The 16,158-nt window shown below is 73.3% G+C and carries 15 protein-coding genes and 1 pseudogene; 12 read left to right on the top strand and 4 right to left on the bottom strand.

Features of this window, described 5'->3' with window-relative positions:
* The first annotated feature begins 181 nt into the window (after positions 1-181).
* The 4 genes from D1J60_RS04475 to D1J60_RS04460 all read left to right on the top strand — a co-directional run bounded on the left by D1J60_RS04475 (position 182) and on the right by D1J60_RS04460 (position 4,119).
* Positions 182-1,588, top strand: coding sequence for a DUF6421 family protein (locus tag D1J60_RS04475; protein WP_125602524.1), 1,407 nt, complete (start codon positions 182-184; stop codon positions 1,586-1,588).
* Between the two features lie 26 nt (positions 1,589-1,614).
* Positions 1,615-2,364 carry an SDR family oxidoreductase gene (locus D1J60_RS04470; RefSeq protein WP_125820213.1) on the top strand — a complete coding sequence of 250 codons (750 nt, stop codon included), beginning with the start codon at positions 1,615-1,617 and terminating at the stop codon, positions 2,362-2,364.
* Positions 2,361-3,422 carry a low specificity L-threonine aldolase gene (locus D1J60_RS04465; protein ID WP_206436482.1) on the top strand — a complete coding sequence of 354 codons (1,062 nt, stop codon included), beginning with the start codon at positions 2,361-2,363 and terminating at the stop codon, positions 3,420-3,422. Before D1J60_RS04470 ends, D1J60_RS04465 begins: the two co-directional genes overlap by 4 nt.
* A 97-nt stretch (positions 3,423-3,519) precedes the next feature.
* The gene (locus D1J60_RS04460) at positions 3,520-4,119 is read left to right on the top strand and encodes a transglutaminase family protein (protein WP_125820211.1); all 600 of its coding nucleotides are present in this window, start codon (positions 3,520-3,522) and stop codon (positions 4,117-4,119) included.
* On the opposite strand, the gene D1J60_RS04455 is transcribed toward D1J60_RS04460, so the two are convergent.
* Positions 4,055-5,302 (bottom strand): MFS transporter, encoded by a 1,248-nt coding sequence (locus D1J60_RS04455; protein ID WP_125820210.1) that lies wholly within the window; start codon positions 5,300-5,302, stop codon positions 4,055-4,057. The genes D1J60_RS04460 and D1J60_RS04455 overlap by 65 nt on opposite strands.
* A gap of 82 nt (positions 5,303-5,384) precedes the next feature.
* Between D1J60_RS04455 and D1J60_RS04450 the strand changes: the two genes are divergently transcribed.
* The gene (locus D1J60_RS04450) at positions 5,385-5,984 is read left to right on the top strand and encodes a CGNR zinc finger domain-containing protein (RefSeq protein ID WP_125820209.1); all 600 of its coding nucleotides are present in this window, start codon (positions 5,385-5,387) and stop codon (positions 5,982-5,984) included.
* A gap of 7 nt (positions 5,985-5,991) precedes the next feature.
* On the opposite strand, the gene D1J60_RS04445 is transcribed toward D1J60_RS04450, so the two are convergent.
* On the bottom strand, positions 5,992-6,720 hold the full coding sequence (locus D1J60_RS04445; RefSeq protein WP_125602512.1) for a lysophospholipid acyltransferase family protein: 729 nt from the start codon (positions 6,718-6,720) through the stop codon (positions 5,992-5,994).
* A gap of 190 nt (positions 6,721-6,910) precedes the next feature.
* On the opposite strand from D1J60_RS04445, the gene D1J60_RS04440 reads away from it, so the two are divergent.
* The 5 genes from D1J60_RS04440 to D1J60_RS04420 all read left to right on the top strand — a co-directional run bounded on the left by D1J60_RS04440 (position 6,911) and on the right by D1J60_RS04420 (position 11,568).
* Positions 6,911-7,285: a thioredoxin family protein gene (locus D1J60_RS04440; RefSeq protein ID WP_125820208.1), complete on the top strand. Its 375-nt coding sequence runs from the start codon at positions 6,911-6,913 to the stop codon at positions 7,283-7,285.
* A 246-nt stretch (positions 7,286-7,531) separates the two neighbouring features.
* Positions 7,532-8,065: a flavin reductase family protein gene (locus D1J60_RS04435; RefSeq protein ID WP_241253139.1), complete on the top strand. Its 534-nt coding sequence runs from the start codon at positions 7,532-7,534 to the stop codon at positions 8,063-8,065.
* Between the two features lie 202 nt (positions 8,066-8,267).
* Positions 8,268-9,053: an electron transfer flavoprotein subunit beta/FixA family protein gene (locus D1J60_RS04430; protein ID WP_125603595.1), complete on the top strand. Its 786-nt coding sequence runs from the start codon at positions 8,268-8,270 to the stop codon at positions 9,051-9,053.
* Between the two features lie 59 nt (positions 9,054-9,112).
* A complete protein-coding gene (locus D1J60_RS04425) occupies positions 9,113-10,075 on the top strand; it encodes an electron transfer flavoprotein subunit alpha/FixB family protein (protein WP_125820207.1) in 963 nt (320 codons plus the stop codon).
* A 194-nt stretch (positions 10,076-10,269) separates the two neighbouring features.
* Positions 10,270-11,568: an aldolase/citrate lyase family protein gene (locus D1J60_RS04420; protein WP_125820206.1), complete on the top strand. Its 1,299-nt coding sequence runs from the start codon at positions 10,270-10,272 to the stop codon at positions 11,566-11,568.
* A gap of 74 nt (positions 11,569-11,642) precedes the next feature.
* On the opposite strand, the pseudogene D1J60_RS04415 reads toward D1J60_RS04420, so the two are convergent.
* A pseudogene (locus D1J60_RS04415) lies at positions 11,643-12,815 on the bottom strand (MFS transporter); the annotation flags it as partial.
* A gap of 55 nt (positions 12,816-12,870) precedes the next feature.
* Between D1J60_RS04415 and D1J60_RS04410 the strand changes: the two are divergent.
* The gene (locus D1J60_RS04410; protein ID WP_125820205.1) at positions 12,871-13,860 is read left to right on the top strand and encodes a helix-turn-helix domain-containing protein; all 990 of its coding nucleotides are present in this window, start codon (positions 12,871-12,873) and stop codon (positions 13,858-13,860) included.
* A gap of 22 nt (positions 13,861-13,882) precedes the next feature.
* On the opposite strand, the gene D1J60_RS04405 is transcribed toward D1J60_RS04410, so the two are convergent.
* Entirely contained in the window at positions 13,883-14,869 is a 987-nt protein-coding gene (locus D1J60_RS04405) for a LacI family DNA-binding transcriptional regulator (protein ID WP_241253529.1), read from the bottom strand.
* A 229-nt stretch (positions 14,870-15,098) separates the two neighbouring features.
* Between D1J60_RS04405 and D1J60_RS04400 the strand changes: the two genes are divergently transcribed.
* Positions 15,099-16,136 (top strand): NUDIX hydrolase, encoded by a 1,038-nt coding sequence (locus tag D1J60_RS04400; RefSeq protein ID WP_125820203.1) that lies wholly within the window; start codon positions 15,099-15,101, stop codon positions 16,134-16,136.
* Positions 16,137-16,158: the final 22 nt, after the last annotated feature.

Here is a 16,158-nt window from a genome sequence, read left to right as displayed (position 1 = left end):
CCGCGGGGGAGGCCGAACGGGTCAACTACTAGGCGGAGTGGTGGATTCCACCGTGAGTTACGGGAAGACTTCCGGTGGAGTGGGGGGTCCCACAGGATATTTTCCTTAGATTCCTCTTGAGCAGGGGAGCCTCGCATGCATACGCTGTCTTAACGCGAGGTTCTCCTGTGGAGGAAGTGACATGACGGAAACTCTTGTGCCGGGCTCCGGCGGTGCCGTGATAACCGCTGGCGCGCGGGTGGTCGACCACCCCGCCTGGCCCGTGCTCAAGGCCGCCGTGGAGGAGATCCGCCCCTGGCAGGCCAAGGACGGATCGATCGACTTCGACGCCGAGGGCGCCCCCGCCCGCGCCGACGTCGAGGCCGCCGTGGAGCGGGTCGCCGGCGCCGTCGAGGAGCTGTCCCCGCTGCTGCCGCACGCCACCGCGTACCACGCGGCGCTCGTCGCCGACCTGCGCAAGTGGGTCGCCCAGGGCTTCGGCGTGCCGGACTTCCTCGACTCCCTGCTGGCCTTCCACCCGGCCGCCCAGCGCGCCGACGGCCTGCAGCACCTCGTGGTCTTCCCGATGTACACGCAGAACGGCAACCCGGACCGCAACCTCGAGGCCGTCGTCCTGAAGATGGTGTGGCCCGAGTGGCTCTCCGAGCTGGAGCGCACCCGGTACGACAACCCGCTCTTCCTCGGCATCACCCTCGAGGACTTCACCCCGGGCTACGACACCCACTCCGCCGTGCTCTTCCCGGAGACCATCGCCGTGCGCGAGGCCCCCGAGCGCTTCACCTGGGGCGGCATCTTCTGCGACCGCGAGGCCGCCCGCTACCGCAAGGTGACCGGCGCCGCCGTGGACATCCTGGGCATCGAGCTGCCCGAGGACATCGCCCGCATGGTCGAGGACCAGGAGCGCTGCGAGAAGGCCTTCGTCCTGTGGGACATGGTCCACGACCGCACCCACAGCCACGGCGACCTGCCGTTCGACCCGTTCATGATCAAGCAGCGCCAGCCGTTCTGGATGTACGGCCTGGAGGAGCTGCGCTGCGACCTCACCGCCTTCAAGGAGGCCGTGAAGCTGGAGTCCGAGGGCAACGAGCACGGCCGTGACGTCCAGTACGCCGTCCTCTTCGACCGGATGTTCCGCTTCCCCGTCTCCGGTGACCGCAACCGCAACTACGACGGCCTCGGCGGCCAGCTGCTCTTCGCGTACCTCCACAAGCACGACGTCGTGCGCTGGACGGACAACAAGCTGAAGATCGACTGGATGCGTGCCCCGCAGGTCACCAACCAGCTGTGCGCCGAGATCGAGGACCTCTACCGCGCGGGCATCGACCGCCCGAAGCTGGTCCACTGGTTCAAGGCCTACGAGCTGGTCTCCACCTACCTCGCCCCGCACCCGGGCTCCAAGTGGGCCAAGGGCCCCGACGCCCTGGACCTGACGCAGCCGCCGCGCAAGCTCGTGGACGACGTGCTTCCCGACGAGTTTCCCCTCAGCATGTTCTACGAGGCCCTCGCCAAGAAGCTCAAGGGCGTGATCGCCTCCACCAAGGGCATCACCCCGGCGAACGCGGACGACACCGAGCGGGCCGCCGCGTGAGCGACCGCGCACAGGAGGCTGTACGGATGAACGGCAATGGGACGCTCCACGGAGCCGTCGTGGCGGTGGCCGGGGCCGGCGGCCCCGCCGGCCGCGCCGCGCTGATGCGCCTCGCCGAGGCGGGGGCCACGGTCGTGGCCTCCGACGCGGACGCGGCGCGCCTGGCGGAGGCCGTCGACGCCGCCCGCTACGCCCACGGAGGCGCCACCGTCACCGGCGACACCGTCGACCTGCTCGACCTGGAGGCCACCAAGGCCTGGGCCGAGCGCACCGAGAAGGAGTTCGGCCGGATCGACGGCCTGGTCCACCTGGTCGGCGGCTGGCGCGGCAGCAAGACCTTCACCGACGTGGACCTCGCGGACTGGACCTTCCTGGAGAAGCTGCTCATCCGCACCGTCCAGCACACCTCGCTGGCCTTCCACGACGGGCTGCTGCGCAGCGACCGCGGACGCTACGTGCTGATCAGCCAGTCCGGCGCCCACAAGCCGGTCGCCAACAACGCCGCGTACAACGCCGGCAAGGCGGCCGCCGAGGCCTGGACCCTGGCCATGGCGGACTCCTTCCGCAAGGCCGGGGGCGAGGACGGGCCGCAGGCCGCCGCCGCGATCCTGGTGATCAAGGCCCTGGTGCACGACGCCATGCGCGCCGAGCGCCCCAACGCCAAGTTCGCGGGCTTCACCGACGTCAAGGAGCTGGCCGAGGCCATCGCCGGCGTCTGGGAGCGGCCCGCCCCCGAAGTGAACGGACAGCGTCTGTGGCTCACCCCGCAACCGTGAAGACCGACGCCCGCCGCCACCACGACCCGGCGGTGCGCGGCTTCGCGAGCGACAACTACGCGGGGGTGCATCCGGAGATCCTGGAGGCCATCGCGCTCGCCAACGGCGGCCACCAGGTCGCCTACGGCGAGGACGAGTACACCGAGCACCTGCAGAAGGTCATCCGGAGCCACTTCGGCCCGTACGCGCAGGCCTTCCCGGTCTTCAACGGCACCGGCGCGAACGTCACCGCCCTCCAGGCGATGACCGACCGCTGGGGCGCCGTGATCTGCGCCAAGACCGCCCACATCAACGTGGACGAGGGCGGCGCCCCGGAGCGGATGGCCGGCCTCAAGCTGCTCGCCGTGCCCACCCCGGACGGCAAGCTCACGCCCGAGCTGATCGACCAGGAGGCCTGGGGCTTCGAGGACGAGCACCGGGCCATGCCCCAGGTCGTCTCGATCACCCAGAACACCGAGCTCGGCACGGTCTACACCCCGGACGAGATCAGGGCGATCTGCGAGCACGCCCACGGCCTGGGCATGAAGGTGCACCTCGACGGTGCCCGGATAGCCAACGCCGCGGCCTCGCTCGACGTGCCGATGCGCACCTTCACCAACACGGTGGGCGTCGACGTGCTGTCGTACGGCGGCACCAAGAACGGCATGATGTTCGGCGAGGCCGTGGTCGTGGTGAACCCGGACGCGGTCCGGCAGATGAAGCACGTCCGCAAGATGTCGATGCAGCTCGCCTCCAAGATGCGCTTCGTGTCGGTGCAGCTGGAGGCCCTGCTCGCGAAGGACCTGTGGCTGCGCAACGCCCGCCACGCCAACGCGATGGCGCAGCGGCTCGCGGCCGGTGTGCGCGAGACGGACGGGGTGGAGATCCTCTACCCGGTGCAGGCCAACGCCGTCTTCGCGAAGCTGCCCCACGAGGTGTCGCGCCGGCTCCAGCAGCGGTACCGCTTCTACTTCTGGGACGAGGCCGCCGGTCACGTCCGCTGGATGTGCGGCTACGACACCCAGGAAGAGGACGTGGACGGCTTCCTCCAGGCGCTCAAGGAGGAGCTGTCCCGCTAGGGCGCCCGCTGCCGCGGCCTGCCGCATAAGTGAATAGATATGCCCCTGACCGTAAATCTATTGATCTACGGTCAGGGGCATGCCTATGCTCCGGCCCATGCAGCTCACCCAACAAAACCCGGACATCCACGCGTACTTGGCTTCTGACGAGGCCATCGACCACTGGCACCCCCTGGTGCAGGAGACCGCCGACGCCCTCTGGTCGGCCACCGGCGATGCATACTCATACGCCAAGAGGGCCTTCGAATTCGTCCGGGACACCATCGCGCACTCGGCCGACTCCGGCGACCCGCGCGTCTCCTGGCGCGCCTCCGACGTGCTCGCCACCCGCAACGGCATCTGCTACGCCAAGTCCCACGCCCTCGCCGCCCTGCTGCGCGCCCAGGGCATCCCCGCGGCCCTGTGCTACCAGCGCCTGACCCGGGACGACGGCACGGCCCCGGTGGTCCACGGGCTCGTCGCCGTCCGGCTGCCCGGCGCCGCGGCCTGGTCGCGGATCGACCCGCGCGGCAACAAGCCCGGCGTGGACGCGCGGTTCAGCCTCGACCGGGAGCGGCTCGCCTTCCCGGTCCGCCCCGAGCTCGGCGAGGCCGACTACCCCGAGCTCCACGCCGCCCCGCACCCCGCCGCGCTCAAGGCGCTCCAGGAGTCCGCGGACCGGCCGGAGCTGTGGCGGAACCTGCCGACGGCTCTGTGACCCCCTCGGCCGGTACGGGCTTCCCTCCCGCCACCAGCGCGTGCAGCGCGGCGGCCGCGAGCTGCAGTACGGCGATCCCGAGCAGCAGCGTCCACGGCGGCGCGGCGGCGGCCAGCCCCACGAGGGCGGCGCCGGTCGAAGCCGCCGTGATCTTCAGTCCCGCCCCCAGCGTGAACACCTGCGGCCGCACCGCCGCCGGGGCGTTCTCCGAGCGGATCCGCAGCGTGGCCGTCAGCAGCGGCCCGTCGCAGTAGCCGGCCACCGCGAACGCCGCCGCCGTCAGCGCCACCGACGGCGTGAACGCCGCCGCCACGAGGGCCACCCCGGTGCCCGCCATGCCCCAGCGGGCCAGCCGGCCCGGCGCCACGCCCGTCATCCGGCCCAGCGTCAGGGACCCGGCCAGCGCACCCGCCGCGAAGGCCGTCATCAGGACCCCGCCCGCGCCCGGACTGCCGAGCCCGGTCGCCAGCAGCACCGAGGTGGTGGTCAGCGATCCGATGCCGACGAAGGCCAGGGTGGTCGCCGAGGTGATGGCCCTCAGCTCCCGGACCCGCCACAGGGCGGCCAGCCCCGCCCCCAGCCCGGCGCGGGGCCCCTCCGGTGAGGAGGAGCCCGCGTCCGCGCCCGGGCCCGCGTACGGCAGGGACGCCGCCAGCAGCGCCGCCAGCGCCGCCGAAGCCGCCAGCACCGCCATCGCGGGCCCGGCCGAGAGCACCGCCCCGACCACGCTCACCGCCGCCGGGGCCGTCACCGCCGCCGCGTTGTAGGTGGAGGCGTCCCAGCCGTACGCCCGGTCCCGCGCGGGGCCCTGCGGCAGCAGTCCCGCGACCAGGCTGGAGAGCCCGCCGGTCACCACGGGCCCACACGTCCCGCCCAGCACCGCCACCGCCAGCACCACCGGCACCGGAGCCCGGCCCAGCAGCGCCGACAGCGCCGCCACCGCCACCGTGAACCCCGCCAGCGCGCCCGCGTAGAACAGCCGCGGCCGCCGGGCCCGGGCCGCGGCGGTCCCCGCCAGCGGCGCGGCCAGCACGTGCGGCGCCAGCCAGGCGGTCAGCACGAACGCCCCGTGGGCCGCGCTGCCGGTGCGCTCCACGGCCAGCAGCACCACCGCCATGCCCATGCCCTCGGACGCGAAGCGCGCCGCCAGCGCCGCCGCCAGATACCGCCCGAACCCGCCCATCGGCGAACCCCCTCCGCGTTCGGTAACGTGTTAAGCGAAAAAGACGTTACGTCAGACGGGTGCAGGATGAAAGGATCCGTGCATGGCGGACCGGCGGAACCCGAGCGGCGGCTTCGCCGCGGCCCGCAGGCTGATCGAGCTGGCCGAGGCGGTCCGCGCGGACCCGGCGCTGCCGCGCGCCGCCCTGGCGGAACTGCTCGCCCGGCACGGTGAACGCCCGGAGGAACTCGCCCCGGAGGTCTTCACGGAAGCGGAGGCGGACGAACTGCGCGCCGCCGTCCGGCGCGTGGCCGAGGTGCTCGCCGAGACCGACGAGGACCGCGCGGCCGGGGCCCTCAACGCCCTGCTGGAGGAGTACGCCACCCGGCCCCGGCTGACCCGGCACGACGGCCACTCCTGGCACCTGCACGTGGACCGGGGCGACGGGGCGGACTGGGGGGAGTGGTTCCTCGCCTCCGGCGCCCTCGTCCTCGCCCAGCTGCTCGCCGAGTACGGTCGCCTCGCCTGGGGGGCCTGCGCCGCGGCCGGCTGCGGCCGCCTCTTCCTCGCCACCGGCCCCGGCAGCGCCCGCCGCTACTGCACCCCGGCGTGCGCCACGCGCGCCAGGGTCGCCGCCCACCGGCGCCGCAGGCGCGAGGGCGCGGCGCCGGATCCGGCGGGTGCCCCCGCGGCCGGGCCGTAGGCCGGGGTCAGTTGGCCTCGCGCTCCTTGACCTGCGCGGCCGTCGGGGCGGTGCCGCCGAGGTGGGCCGGGAGCCACCACGAGTCCGCGGCGCCCTGCGGCTTGGCCGGGTAGGCGCTCTGCGCCGCCTCCAGCAGCTCCTGCACGCGCTCGCGCAGGCGGCGGGTGATGGCGCCCGCGAACTGGTCCTTCGGCGCCTCGATCGGCTCGCCGACGCGCATGGTCACCGGGATGTGGCTGCGCTTGAGGTCCTTGGGGCGGCCCTTGGTCCACAGTCGCTGCGTGCCCCACAGGGCCACCGGGATCAGCGGGACGCCGGCCTCCTGGGCCATGCGCGCCGCACCCGACTTGAAGCTCTTGAGGGTGAAGGACTGGGAGATCGTCGCCTCCGGGAACACCCCGATGATCTCGCCGGAGCGCAGCGAGTCCAGCGCGTGCTGGTACGCGGTCTCGCCCTGCTGGCGGTCCACCGGGATGTGCTTCATCGCGCGCATCAGCGGGCCCGAGACCTTGTGCCGGAACACCGACTCCTTGGCCATGAAGCGGACCAGGCGCTTCTGCGGGCGCGCGGTCAGGCCGGCGAAGATGAAGTCGAGGTAGCCGATGTGGTTCGACACCAGGACCGCCCCGCCCTTGCGCGGGATGTTCTCGGTGCCCTTCATGTCGATCCGGATGTCCAGTGCGCGGAAGAGGGTGTGGGCGGCACCGATCACCGGGGGGTATACGAGCTCAGCCATGAGGGGGAGGCCCCGCTTTCTGCCTGGGGAGGTGCTCCCGGCCGGAAGTTACGGCAGCGTAGGTACGCGGCCATTGGGGATCGTGCCCCAAACGCGGCCCGCTGGCCAGCCCAGACGCCCGCGCGGGGCGAGATTCTCGTCACGCGGGGAATGCCGGGCGCCGGACGGATGCTCGGACCAGGGTACGTACATGCGAACAGGGCGGACGGGAGCGGGTGTGCGCGGGCACGGAGAAGGAACGCGGGCGACGGGCGGGCAGGGGCCCCTCGGCGCCGCCGAGCTGGGGCGGGAGCCGGGGGAGCGGGCCACTCTGGTCCAGTTCTCCACCGCCTTCTGCCAGCCCTGCCGGGCCACCCGCAGGATCCTCGCCGAAGTCGCCGAAATGGTGGACGGCGTCGCGCACATCGAAATCGACGCCGAGCGCAACCTCGCACTGGTGCGCGCCCTCGGCGTCGAGAAGACCCCCACCGTCCTCGTCCTGGACGCCGCCGGGCGGGTCGTCCGGCGCGCGGCCGGGACGCCCCGCAAGGCCGACGTGATCGCCGCGTTGGGGGCCGCGGTGTGACGGGCGCGCCGGTACGCGCGCCCGCACGCAGCGTGACGCGCCCGACATCTGCCCGCTGCGGCTTGACTGCGCGCGCGTGAGATCGCCAGGCTGGCCGCATGCGGTATGAACTCCTGCTTTACGGGCGGCTCCACGTGGACCTCGTCCGCCATGCGAGCGCGCGCTGTCGGGACCGCTGAAGGCCCCCGTCCAGGCCCCCGGTCCCCCCAGCACGTCCGCGACCCCGCGGCAGAAGGAAGCATCCCCATGACGGCCCCCACGGCCCCGCCCGTGTCCCTCGGCTCCTCCGACGACGACCCCCTGCCCGGCTCTCCCGAACTCCTGCGTTCCGTCTTCCGGCGGCACGCCGCGGGCGTCGCGGTGATCACCGCCGAGACCGGGGGCCGGCCCGCCGGCTTCACCGCGACCTCGCTCAACTCCGTCTCCGCCGACCCGCCACTGCTCTCGTTCACCATCGGCACCGGCGCCTCCAGCTGGCCGGCGGTGCGCGACAGCGAGTACCTCGGCGTCCACATACTCGGCGAGCACCAGCGGGAGCTCGCCGGCCTCTTCGCGCGCAGCGGCGCCGACCGCTTCGGGGCGCAGACCGAGTGGGCCCCCGGCCCGCACGGCGTGCCGCTGCTCGGCGGGGTGCTGGCGTGGATGGTGTGCCGGGTGGTCGCGCGGGTGCCCGCGGGGGCGCACCGGGTGGTCATCGCCGAGGCGGTGGCGGGGGACCCGGCCGGGGAGGGCGGCCCCCTGCTGTACCACCAGGGGCGCTTCAACGCGTTGCGGGACTGAATCGTCCCTGCTGGGGCGGGTTCGGGCGGCGTTGGACAGATCACAGTTCAGCGGCCTTGCAACCGGGGAAGACCCACTGTGTACTGACGAGTAACATTCCCTTCGGAGCGCGGGCCGCCCCGACCGGGACCCGCCCTACAAGGCGCCTATGCTGCCTGCACAAGGCGGTATCAGAAAAAGACGATGCGGTAGGAGAGCCGGCGTGAGCCTGAGGATCGTTGTCTGTGTGAAGTACGTGCCCGACGCCACCGGTGACCGGCACTTCGCCGATGACCTGACCGTCGACCGCGACGACGTCGACGGTCTGCTGTCGGAGCTCGATGAGTACGCCGTCGAGCAGGCGCTGCAGATCGCCGACGAGGCGGACGAGGCCGAGATCACCGTCCTGACGGTGGGCCCCGAGGACGCCAAGGACGCGCTGCGCAAGGCGCTGTCGATGGGCGCGGACAAGGCCATCCACGTCGAGGACGACGACCTGCACGGCACCGACGTCATCGGTACCTCGCTGGTCCTCGCGAAGGCGATCGAGAAGGCCGGCTACGACCTGGTCATCACGGGCATGGCGTCGACCGACGGCACCATGGGCGTCCTCCCGGCGATCCTGGCCGAGCGCCTGGGCGTCCCGCAGGTCACCCTGCTCTCCGAGGTCAAGGTCGAGGACGGCACCGTCACGGGCCGCCGCGACGGCGACTCCGCGAGCGAGCAGCTGGAGGCCTCCCTCCCGGCCGTCGTTTCGGTGACGGACCAGTCGGGCGAGGCCCGCTACCCGTCCTTCAAGGGCATCATGGCCGCCAAGAAGAAGCCGGTGGAGTCCTGGGACCTGTCGGACCTGGACCTCGAGGCTGACGAGGTCGGCCTCGAGGGCGCCTACACCGCGGTCGACTCCGCGGCCCAGCGTCCGGCCCGCACCGCCGGCACGATCGTCAAGGACGAGGGCGAGGGCGGCAAGCAGCTGGCCGAGTTCCTGGCCGGCCAGAAGTTCATCTAAGAGCTTCGGTCACCCCTCTCAAGCCCCCAGACACTTCGCAATAGCAGGAGAGCAGTCCCATGGCTGAAGTTCTCGTCTACGTCGACCACGTGGACGGTGCCGTCCGCAAGCCCACCCTCGAGCTGCTGACGCTGGCCCGCCGCGTCGGCGAGCCCGTCGCCGTCGCCCTGGGCGCCGGTGCCGAGGCCACCGCCGCCGTGCTCGCCGAGCACGGTGCCGTCAAGGTCCTCACCGCCGACGCCCCCGAGTTCGCCGAGTACCTCGTCGTACCGAAGGTCGACGCGCTGCAGGCCGCGTACGACGCCGTCTCCCCGGCGGCCGTGCTCGTCCCGTCCTCCGCCGAGGGCAAGGAGATCGCCGCGCGCCTCGCCGTGCGCATCGGCTCCGGCATCATCACCGACGCCGTCGACCTGGAGGCCGGTGACGAGGGTCCGGTCGCGACCCAGGCCGCCTTCGCCGCGTCGTTCACCACCAAGTCCCGCGTGTCCAAGGGCACCCCGGTCATCACCGTGAAGCCGAACTCGGCCCCGGTCGAGGCCGCCCCGGCCGCCGGCGCCGTCGAGGCGCTCGCCGTCTCCTTCGGCGCCCTGGCCACCGGCACCAAGGTCGTCTCCCGCACCCCGCGCGAGTCGACCGGCCGTCCGGAGCTGACCGAGGCCGCGATCGTGGTCTCCGGCGGCCGCGGCGTCAACGGCGCCGAGAACTTCGCGATCATCGAGGACCTCGCGGACTCCCTCGGTGCCGCCGTCGGCGCCTCCCGCGCCGCCGTCGACGCCGGCTGGTACCCGCACTCCAACCAGGTCGGCCAGACCGGCAAGTCGGTCTCCCCGCAGCTGTACATCGCCTCCGGCATCTCCGGCGCGATCCAGCACCGGGCCGGCATGCAGACCTCGAAGACCATCGTGGCCATCAACAAGGACGCCGAGGCCCCGATCTTCGACCTGGTCGACTACGGCGTGGTCGGCGACCTCTTCGAGGTCGTCCCGCAGCTGACCGGCGAGATCAAGGCGCGCAAGGGCTGACCTCGGGGTAACCCGGCGCCTGGTCCCTGACCTGCGCATCTCTTGGCCTACGGGGCCGTGTGGTGATTGTCACCGCACGGCCCCGAGTCGTTTGTCCCAGGCGGTGGAGGGACCATTGACTGAGCGGAACCCCGTGACTAAATTCTGCTATGCGGATCTAAGCTTCCGTGAAGCGGAAAAGAGGAGAGTGCACGATGGGTCAGCAGGAGAAGGTGGCGACGAGCCTCGCAGGCGCGGTCAGCGAGGGCATCAGCGCCTCCCTGGCGCCGGTGGACGCGGAACTCGCGCGTCACTACCCGGGCGACCCCGGCACCCGCCAGCCCATCCACACCGTCTACGTCCCCGGTGACGTCTTCGCCGCCGACACCGTCCGCTCCTGGGGCGACCAGGCCCTCGCGGCCATGGACGAGCACGCCCCGGACGCCGCCACCTTCGCCAAGGTACTCGGCATCTCCGACGAGCTCGCCGTACCGGTCTACGACCGCGTCCGCGCCAAGCTCGCCACCGAGCCCGTCGAGGACCTCCGCGTGGACTTCGAGGACGGCTTCGGCGTCCGCTCCGACGAGGAGGAGGACCAGGCCGCGGCCCGCGCCGCCCGCCTGATCTCCGAGGCCTACTCCAACGGCACCAACGCCCCGTACATGGGCATCCGCATGAAGTGCATGGAGTCCAACGTCCGCGACCGCGGCATCCGCACCACCGACGTCTTCCTCTCCGGCCTGCTCGCCCACGGCGGCCTCCCGGACAACCTGGTCCTGACCCTGCCCAAGGTCACCTACGCGGAGCAGGTCACCGCCTTCGTCCAGCTGCTGGAGGCCTTCGAGTCGGCCCGCGGCCTGCGCACCGGGCGGATCGGCTTCGAGATCCAGATCGAGACCAGCCAGTCCATCCTGGCCTCCGACGGCACCGCCACCGTGGCCCGGATGATCGAGGCCTCCAAGGGCCGCGCCACCGGCCTGCACTACGGCACCTTCGACTACAGCGCCTGCGTCGGCGTCTCCGCGGCCTACCAGGCCAGCGACCACCCCGCCGCCGACCACGCGAAGGCGATCATGCAGGTCGCCGCGGCCGGCACCGGCGTACGGGTCTCCGACGGCTCGACCAACGTGCTGCCCATCGGCACCACCGAGAAGGTCCACGAGGGCTGGAAGCTGCACTACGGACTCACCCGCCGCGCCCTGGCCCGCGCCTACTACCAGGGCTGGGACATGCACCCGGCGCACCTGCCGACCCGCTACGCGGCCGTCTTCACCTTCTACCGCGAGGGTCTTCAGACCGCCGCCGCCCGTCTGAAGGCGTACGTCGCCAAGATCGAGGGCGACGTCATGGACGAGCCCGCCACCGCCAAGGCCCTGGCCGGCTACCTGGTCCGCGGCCTCGACTGCGGCGCCGTCGGCGCCGACGAGGTCACCGCCCTCACCGGCCTGACCCGCGCCGAACTCGACGCCTTCGCCATCCCGCGCCGCTCGGCCACCCTGACGGCGACCGCCTGATCCCCACGCCCCCGCACGGCCCGGCCCGCACCCCTGCGGGCCGGGCCGTCGGCGTGCCGCGCGGAGGGCCGCGCCAGGTGGCGGCCCAGGGCGAGGAGGGCGAGCACCGCCACGAAGCCGCACACCCCCGCCCACCCCGCCAGGCCGTGGATCCGCACGCCCAGCCAGGAGCCGGCACTTCCGCCCAGGTACGCACAGGTCATGTACGCGGTGTTGAGCCGGCCCCGGGCGTCGGGGCGCACGGCGAAGACCCGGGCCTGGTTGGCGACCGTGCCGCACTGCAGCGCCACGTCCAGCAGCAGCGTGCCCGCGGTCAGCGCGGCCAGCCCCCACGCACCGCCCGCCAGGCCCCCGGCGAGGACGGCGGCCGAGAGCAGGACCCCCAGCAGACAGGCGAGGTTCAGCCCGTCGGGCCCGCGCCGGTCCACCAGGCGCCCGGCGAGCGGCGTGCACAGCATCGTCACCGCGCCCACCAGGGCCAGCATCCCCACCGCCCGGGTGTCCATGCCGTAGGCCGGACCGGTCAGGAGCAGCGCCAGGCAGGTCCACACGGCCGAGAAGGCGCCGAAGACCGCAGCCTGGTAGACGCAGGAACGGCGCAGCTCCCCCTCGTTGCGCAGCAGCCGCAGCGAGTCCGCCAGCAGCGTCCGGTACGGGCTGCGCGGCGGCGGGGGCGACGCCGGCAGCGCGCGGGCCAGGACGGCCGCGAGGAGCAGGACCACGGCCGCGGCCGCCAGGTACGGGGCCCGCCAGCCCAGCCGCTCGCCGAGCGTCGAGCTGAACGTACGGGCGAGCAGCATGCCCCCGATGGAACCGCTCAGCAGGGTCCCCATCACCGACCCCCGCCGGTCGGGGGCCACCAGCCCGGCGGCCATCGGGGCGATGATCTGCGCGGCCACCGTGGAGACCCCGACGCACACGCCGGCGGCGACGAGGAACGGCAGCGCGGGAGCGCAGCCCGCGGCGAGCAGGGCCGCGCCGGAGAGCGCGAGCAGGGTGACCAGGTACGGCCGGTGTGGCAGCCGGTCGCCGAGCGGGACCAGCAGGAACATCCCCGCCGTGTAGCCGATCTGGGTGCCCGTCACCACGAGCGAGGCCGTGTCGGGCGAGACGTCCAGTCCTGCCGCGATCAGGGGGCCGATCGCCTGCGGGAAGTAGATGTTGCCGACCGCCACCGCGCAGGTCAACGCCAGGAGCAGGACGGTTCCGCGCCCCAGATCGGCCCGCCGGGCCGTCGTGTCTGTCATGTGCCGAGTCCACGGCACCCGCGCCCCGCGGCCAATGGATGTAGCGTGGCGCTTAATGATCAGCTTCGGTCTCGGCGTGGAGGACCTCGCCGACACGCGCTTCGCGCTCTCCCCGCTGGGCGAGACGGTCTTCAGCCTGCGCGTCCTGCGCGAACCGGGGCTCTCGGCCCTCCACCTGCCCTGGCGCGGGTCCGTCCTGACCGGCCTCGGCCCGCTCGACACGCGGCTGCTGCTGTCCCTGGTCGCGCCGCGGCTCACCCTGCCGGACTTCCTCACCCCCCGGCCGGCGGCCTTCGACCCGGGGTTCGAGCAGGAACTGGCCGCGGTCCGCGCCACCCCGCCGGGCCTGGTCCGGCGGGATCTGGCCGCCGCGTACGCCCCGGACCCCCTTCCCGAACCGCTCGCGGACGCCGCCCGCGCGGACGACGAGCCGGTGGCCGCCCTGCGCGACGCCGTCTGCGACCTGCTGCGGGACTACTGGGAGATCGCCGTCCGGCCGATGTGGCCCCGGATGCGGCGGCTGCTGGAGGCGGACATGACCTACCGCGCACGGCAACTGGCCATGGGCGGCGCCCGCCGGCTGTTCGCCGGCATGCACCCGAACCTGCGCTGGCAGGACGGGGTGCTGTACGTCGACAGGATGCTCTCCGCCCACCACGTCGAGGCGCACGGCCGGGGACTGCTCCTGGTCCCCTCGGTGTTCGCCCACAAGCCGGCGCCACCGGTCAGCCCCGAGGAACCGCCGCTGCTGGTCTATCCCAGCCGCGGCGTGGCGACGCTGTGGGACCCGGTGCCCACGGCCGACGCGTCCGCTCTGGACGCCCTGCTCGGCGCCCCCCGGGCGCGGATGCTGCGCCTCCTCGACGAGCCGATGCCCACGGTGGAGATCGCCCGCCGGTTCCGGATCACCCCCAGCGCCGTGTCCCAGCACCTGCGGGTGCTGTACGCCGCCGGTCTGCTGACGCGGGCCCGGGACGGGCGGCTGGTGCTGTACCGGCGCAGCCCCCTCGGCGACCTGCTGGCGGGTTCCGGCGGGCAGGCGTAGGCCGGGTCCGGCGGTCCGTCGGTCAGTCCGCCGGGGGCAGTTCGCCCGAGCCGCGGGGCACGAGGCGGGTGGGGAGTTCGATGCGGGTCGGGGGGAGGCGGGTGCCCGCCAGGCGCTGGAAGAGGCGGTCCGTGGCCACCCGGCCCAGCGCCGCCGGGTCCTGCGCGACCACCGTGACGCCCGGGCGCAGCAGGTCGGCGAGCTCGAAGTCGTCGAAGCCGACCAGGGCCACCGGCCGGGGGAGCGCCGCGAGGACCCGTACGACGGTGACGGTGACCCGGTTGTTGCCGGCGAAGACGGCGGTGACCGGCTCCGGGCCCGCCAGCATCGCGCCGGCCGCAGCCGCCACCCGCTCCGGGGCCGTCGAGCCGAGGGAGACCCAGGCCCGCGACACCGGCAGGCCCGCCCCGGCCATGGCCTCGCGGTAGCCGCGCAGGCGTTCCGTCGCGGTGTGGATGCGGGGGTGGTCGCCGATGAAGCCGATCCTGCGGTGCCCGGCCGCGATCAGGTGCGCCACCCCGTCCCGGGCGCCGCCGAAGCTGTCCGACAGGACGACGTCCGCCTCGATCCCGCCCGCCGGGCGGTCCACGAACACGGTGGCCACCCCCGCCCGGATCTCGGGCTCCAGGTAGCGGTGGTCGTCCCCGGCGGGGATCACGATCAGCCCGTCCACCCGGCGGGCGCACAGCGCGAGCGCCAACTCCCGCTCGCGGTCCGGGTCCTCGGCGCTGGAGCCGTTGATGAGCAGGGCACCGTGGGTGCGCGCCACCTCCTCGACCGCCCGGTTGAGGGGGCCGTAGAAGGGGTCGGCGAGGTCCTCCAGCACCAGGCCGACGGTGGCGGTGCGGCCCTTGCGCAGGACACGGGCGCTGTCGTTGCGCCGGAACCCCAGCTCCTCGATGGCCTCCTGCACCCGCCGTTCGGTGTCGGGGGTCACCCCCGGCTCGCCGTTGACGACCCGCGAGACCGTCTTCAGACCGACGCCCGCCCGGGCCGCCACGTCCTTCATGGTCGGCCGGTTGCCGTAGCGGGGCTCGGACGGGGGGCGGGTCTGCGGCACGGCGGGGGAACCTCCGGAAGCGGCGGGCGGCGGGCGGGACGGAAGGGCTCCCGCCCCGGCGGTGATCTACGCTCGCCCCCGAGCATAAGCACTCGACCGGCGGGCGGGTTTCCGTGGCAGGGTGGGGCGGGCAAGCCACCGGGGGGCTTCGAGGCGAGCCATAGGGAGAGGGGCAGACGTGATTGTCTGGATCAACGGCACTTTCGGCGCCGGCAAGACCAGCACGGCCCGTGAACTGGCCGGACTCCTTCCGGACAGCAGCCTGTACGACCCTGAGCTCACCGGCGACGCGCTGCGCCGGCTGCTGCCGCCCAAGCGCCTCGCCGACGTCGACGACTACCAGGACCTCCCGATCTGGCGGCGGCTGGTCGTGGACACGGCCGCGGCGATGCTGGCGGAGCTGGGCGGGATCCTGGTCGTGCCCATGACGCTGCTGCGGCAGGAGTACCGCGACGAGATCTTCGGCGGCCTCGCGGCGCGCCGGATCCCGGTGCGGCACGTGCTGCTGGCCCCGGAGGAAACGATCCTGCGGGAGCGCATCGCCACCCGTCGGGAGCCGGGCGCGCCCGAGGTGGTGGACGTACGGATCCGCCAGTGGGCGTACGACCACATCCCGGCGTACCAGCAGGCCCTGGGCTGGCTCAGCGCCGACGCCCACCTCGTCGACAACGGGCGCCTGACGGTACGGGAGACGGCGCAGCGCATCGCCGACGCCGTACGCACCGGCACGGCGGCGGTCTGCGACATCGTGCAGACCCCGGAACCGACGCGCGAGACGGTGGCGGCGGGGGTCCTGCTCTTCGACGACCGGGACCGGGTCCTCCTGGTGGATCCGACGTACAAGCCTGGCTGGGAGTTCCCGGGCGGCGTGGTCGAACCGGGCGAGGCCCCGGCACGGGCCGGCGTACGCGAGGTCACCGAGGAACTCGGCCTGACGCTGGAACAGGTCCCCGGGCTGCTCGTCGTCGACTGGGAGCCGCCCCAACCCCCGGCCTACGGGGGACTGCGGCTGCTGTTCGACGGCGGCCGGATGTCGGAGCCGGAGATCGCGCGCCTGCGGCTGCCCGGCCCCGAACTGCGGGCCTGGCGCTTCGTCACCGAGTCGGAGGCCGCCGGCCTGCTCCCGCCGCAGCGCCGGGAACGGCTGCACTGGGCCCTGCGCGCCCGCGAACGCGGCAACCCCCTCTACCTGGAGTCGGGCCGCCCCACCCCCTGACCCGCGCCCGGACCCCGGCCCC

This window comes from Streptomyces sp. W1SF4, from assembly GCF_003950035.1.
In the GTDB taxonomy this organism is placed as follows: domain Bacteria; phylum Actinomycetota; class Actinomycetes; order Streptomycetales; family Streptomycetaceae; genus Streptomyces; species Streptomyces racemochromogenes.
Note: the sequence above shows the minus strand (reverse complement) of the source record. Positions and strands in the feature narration are given on the sequence as shown.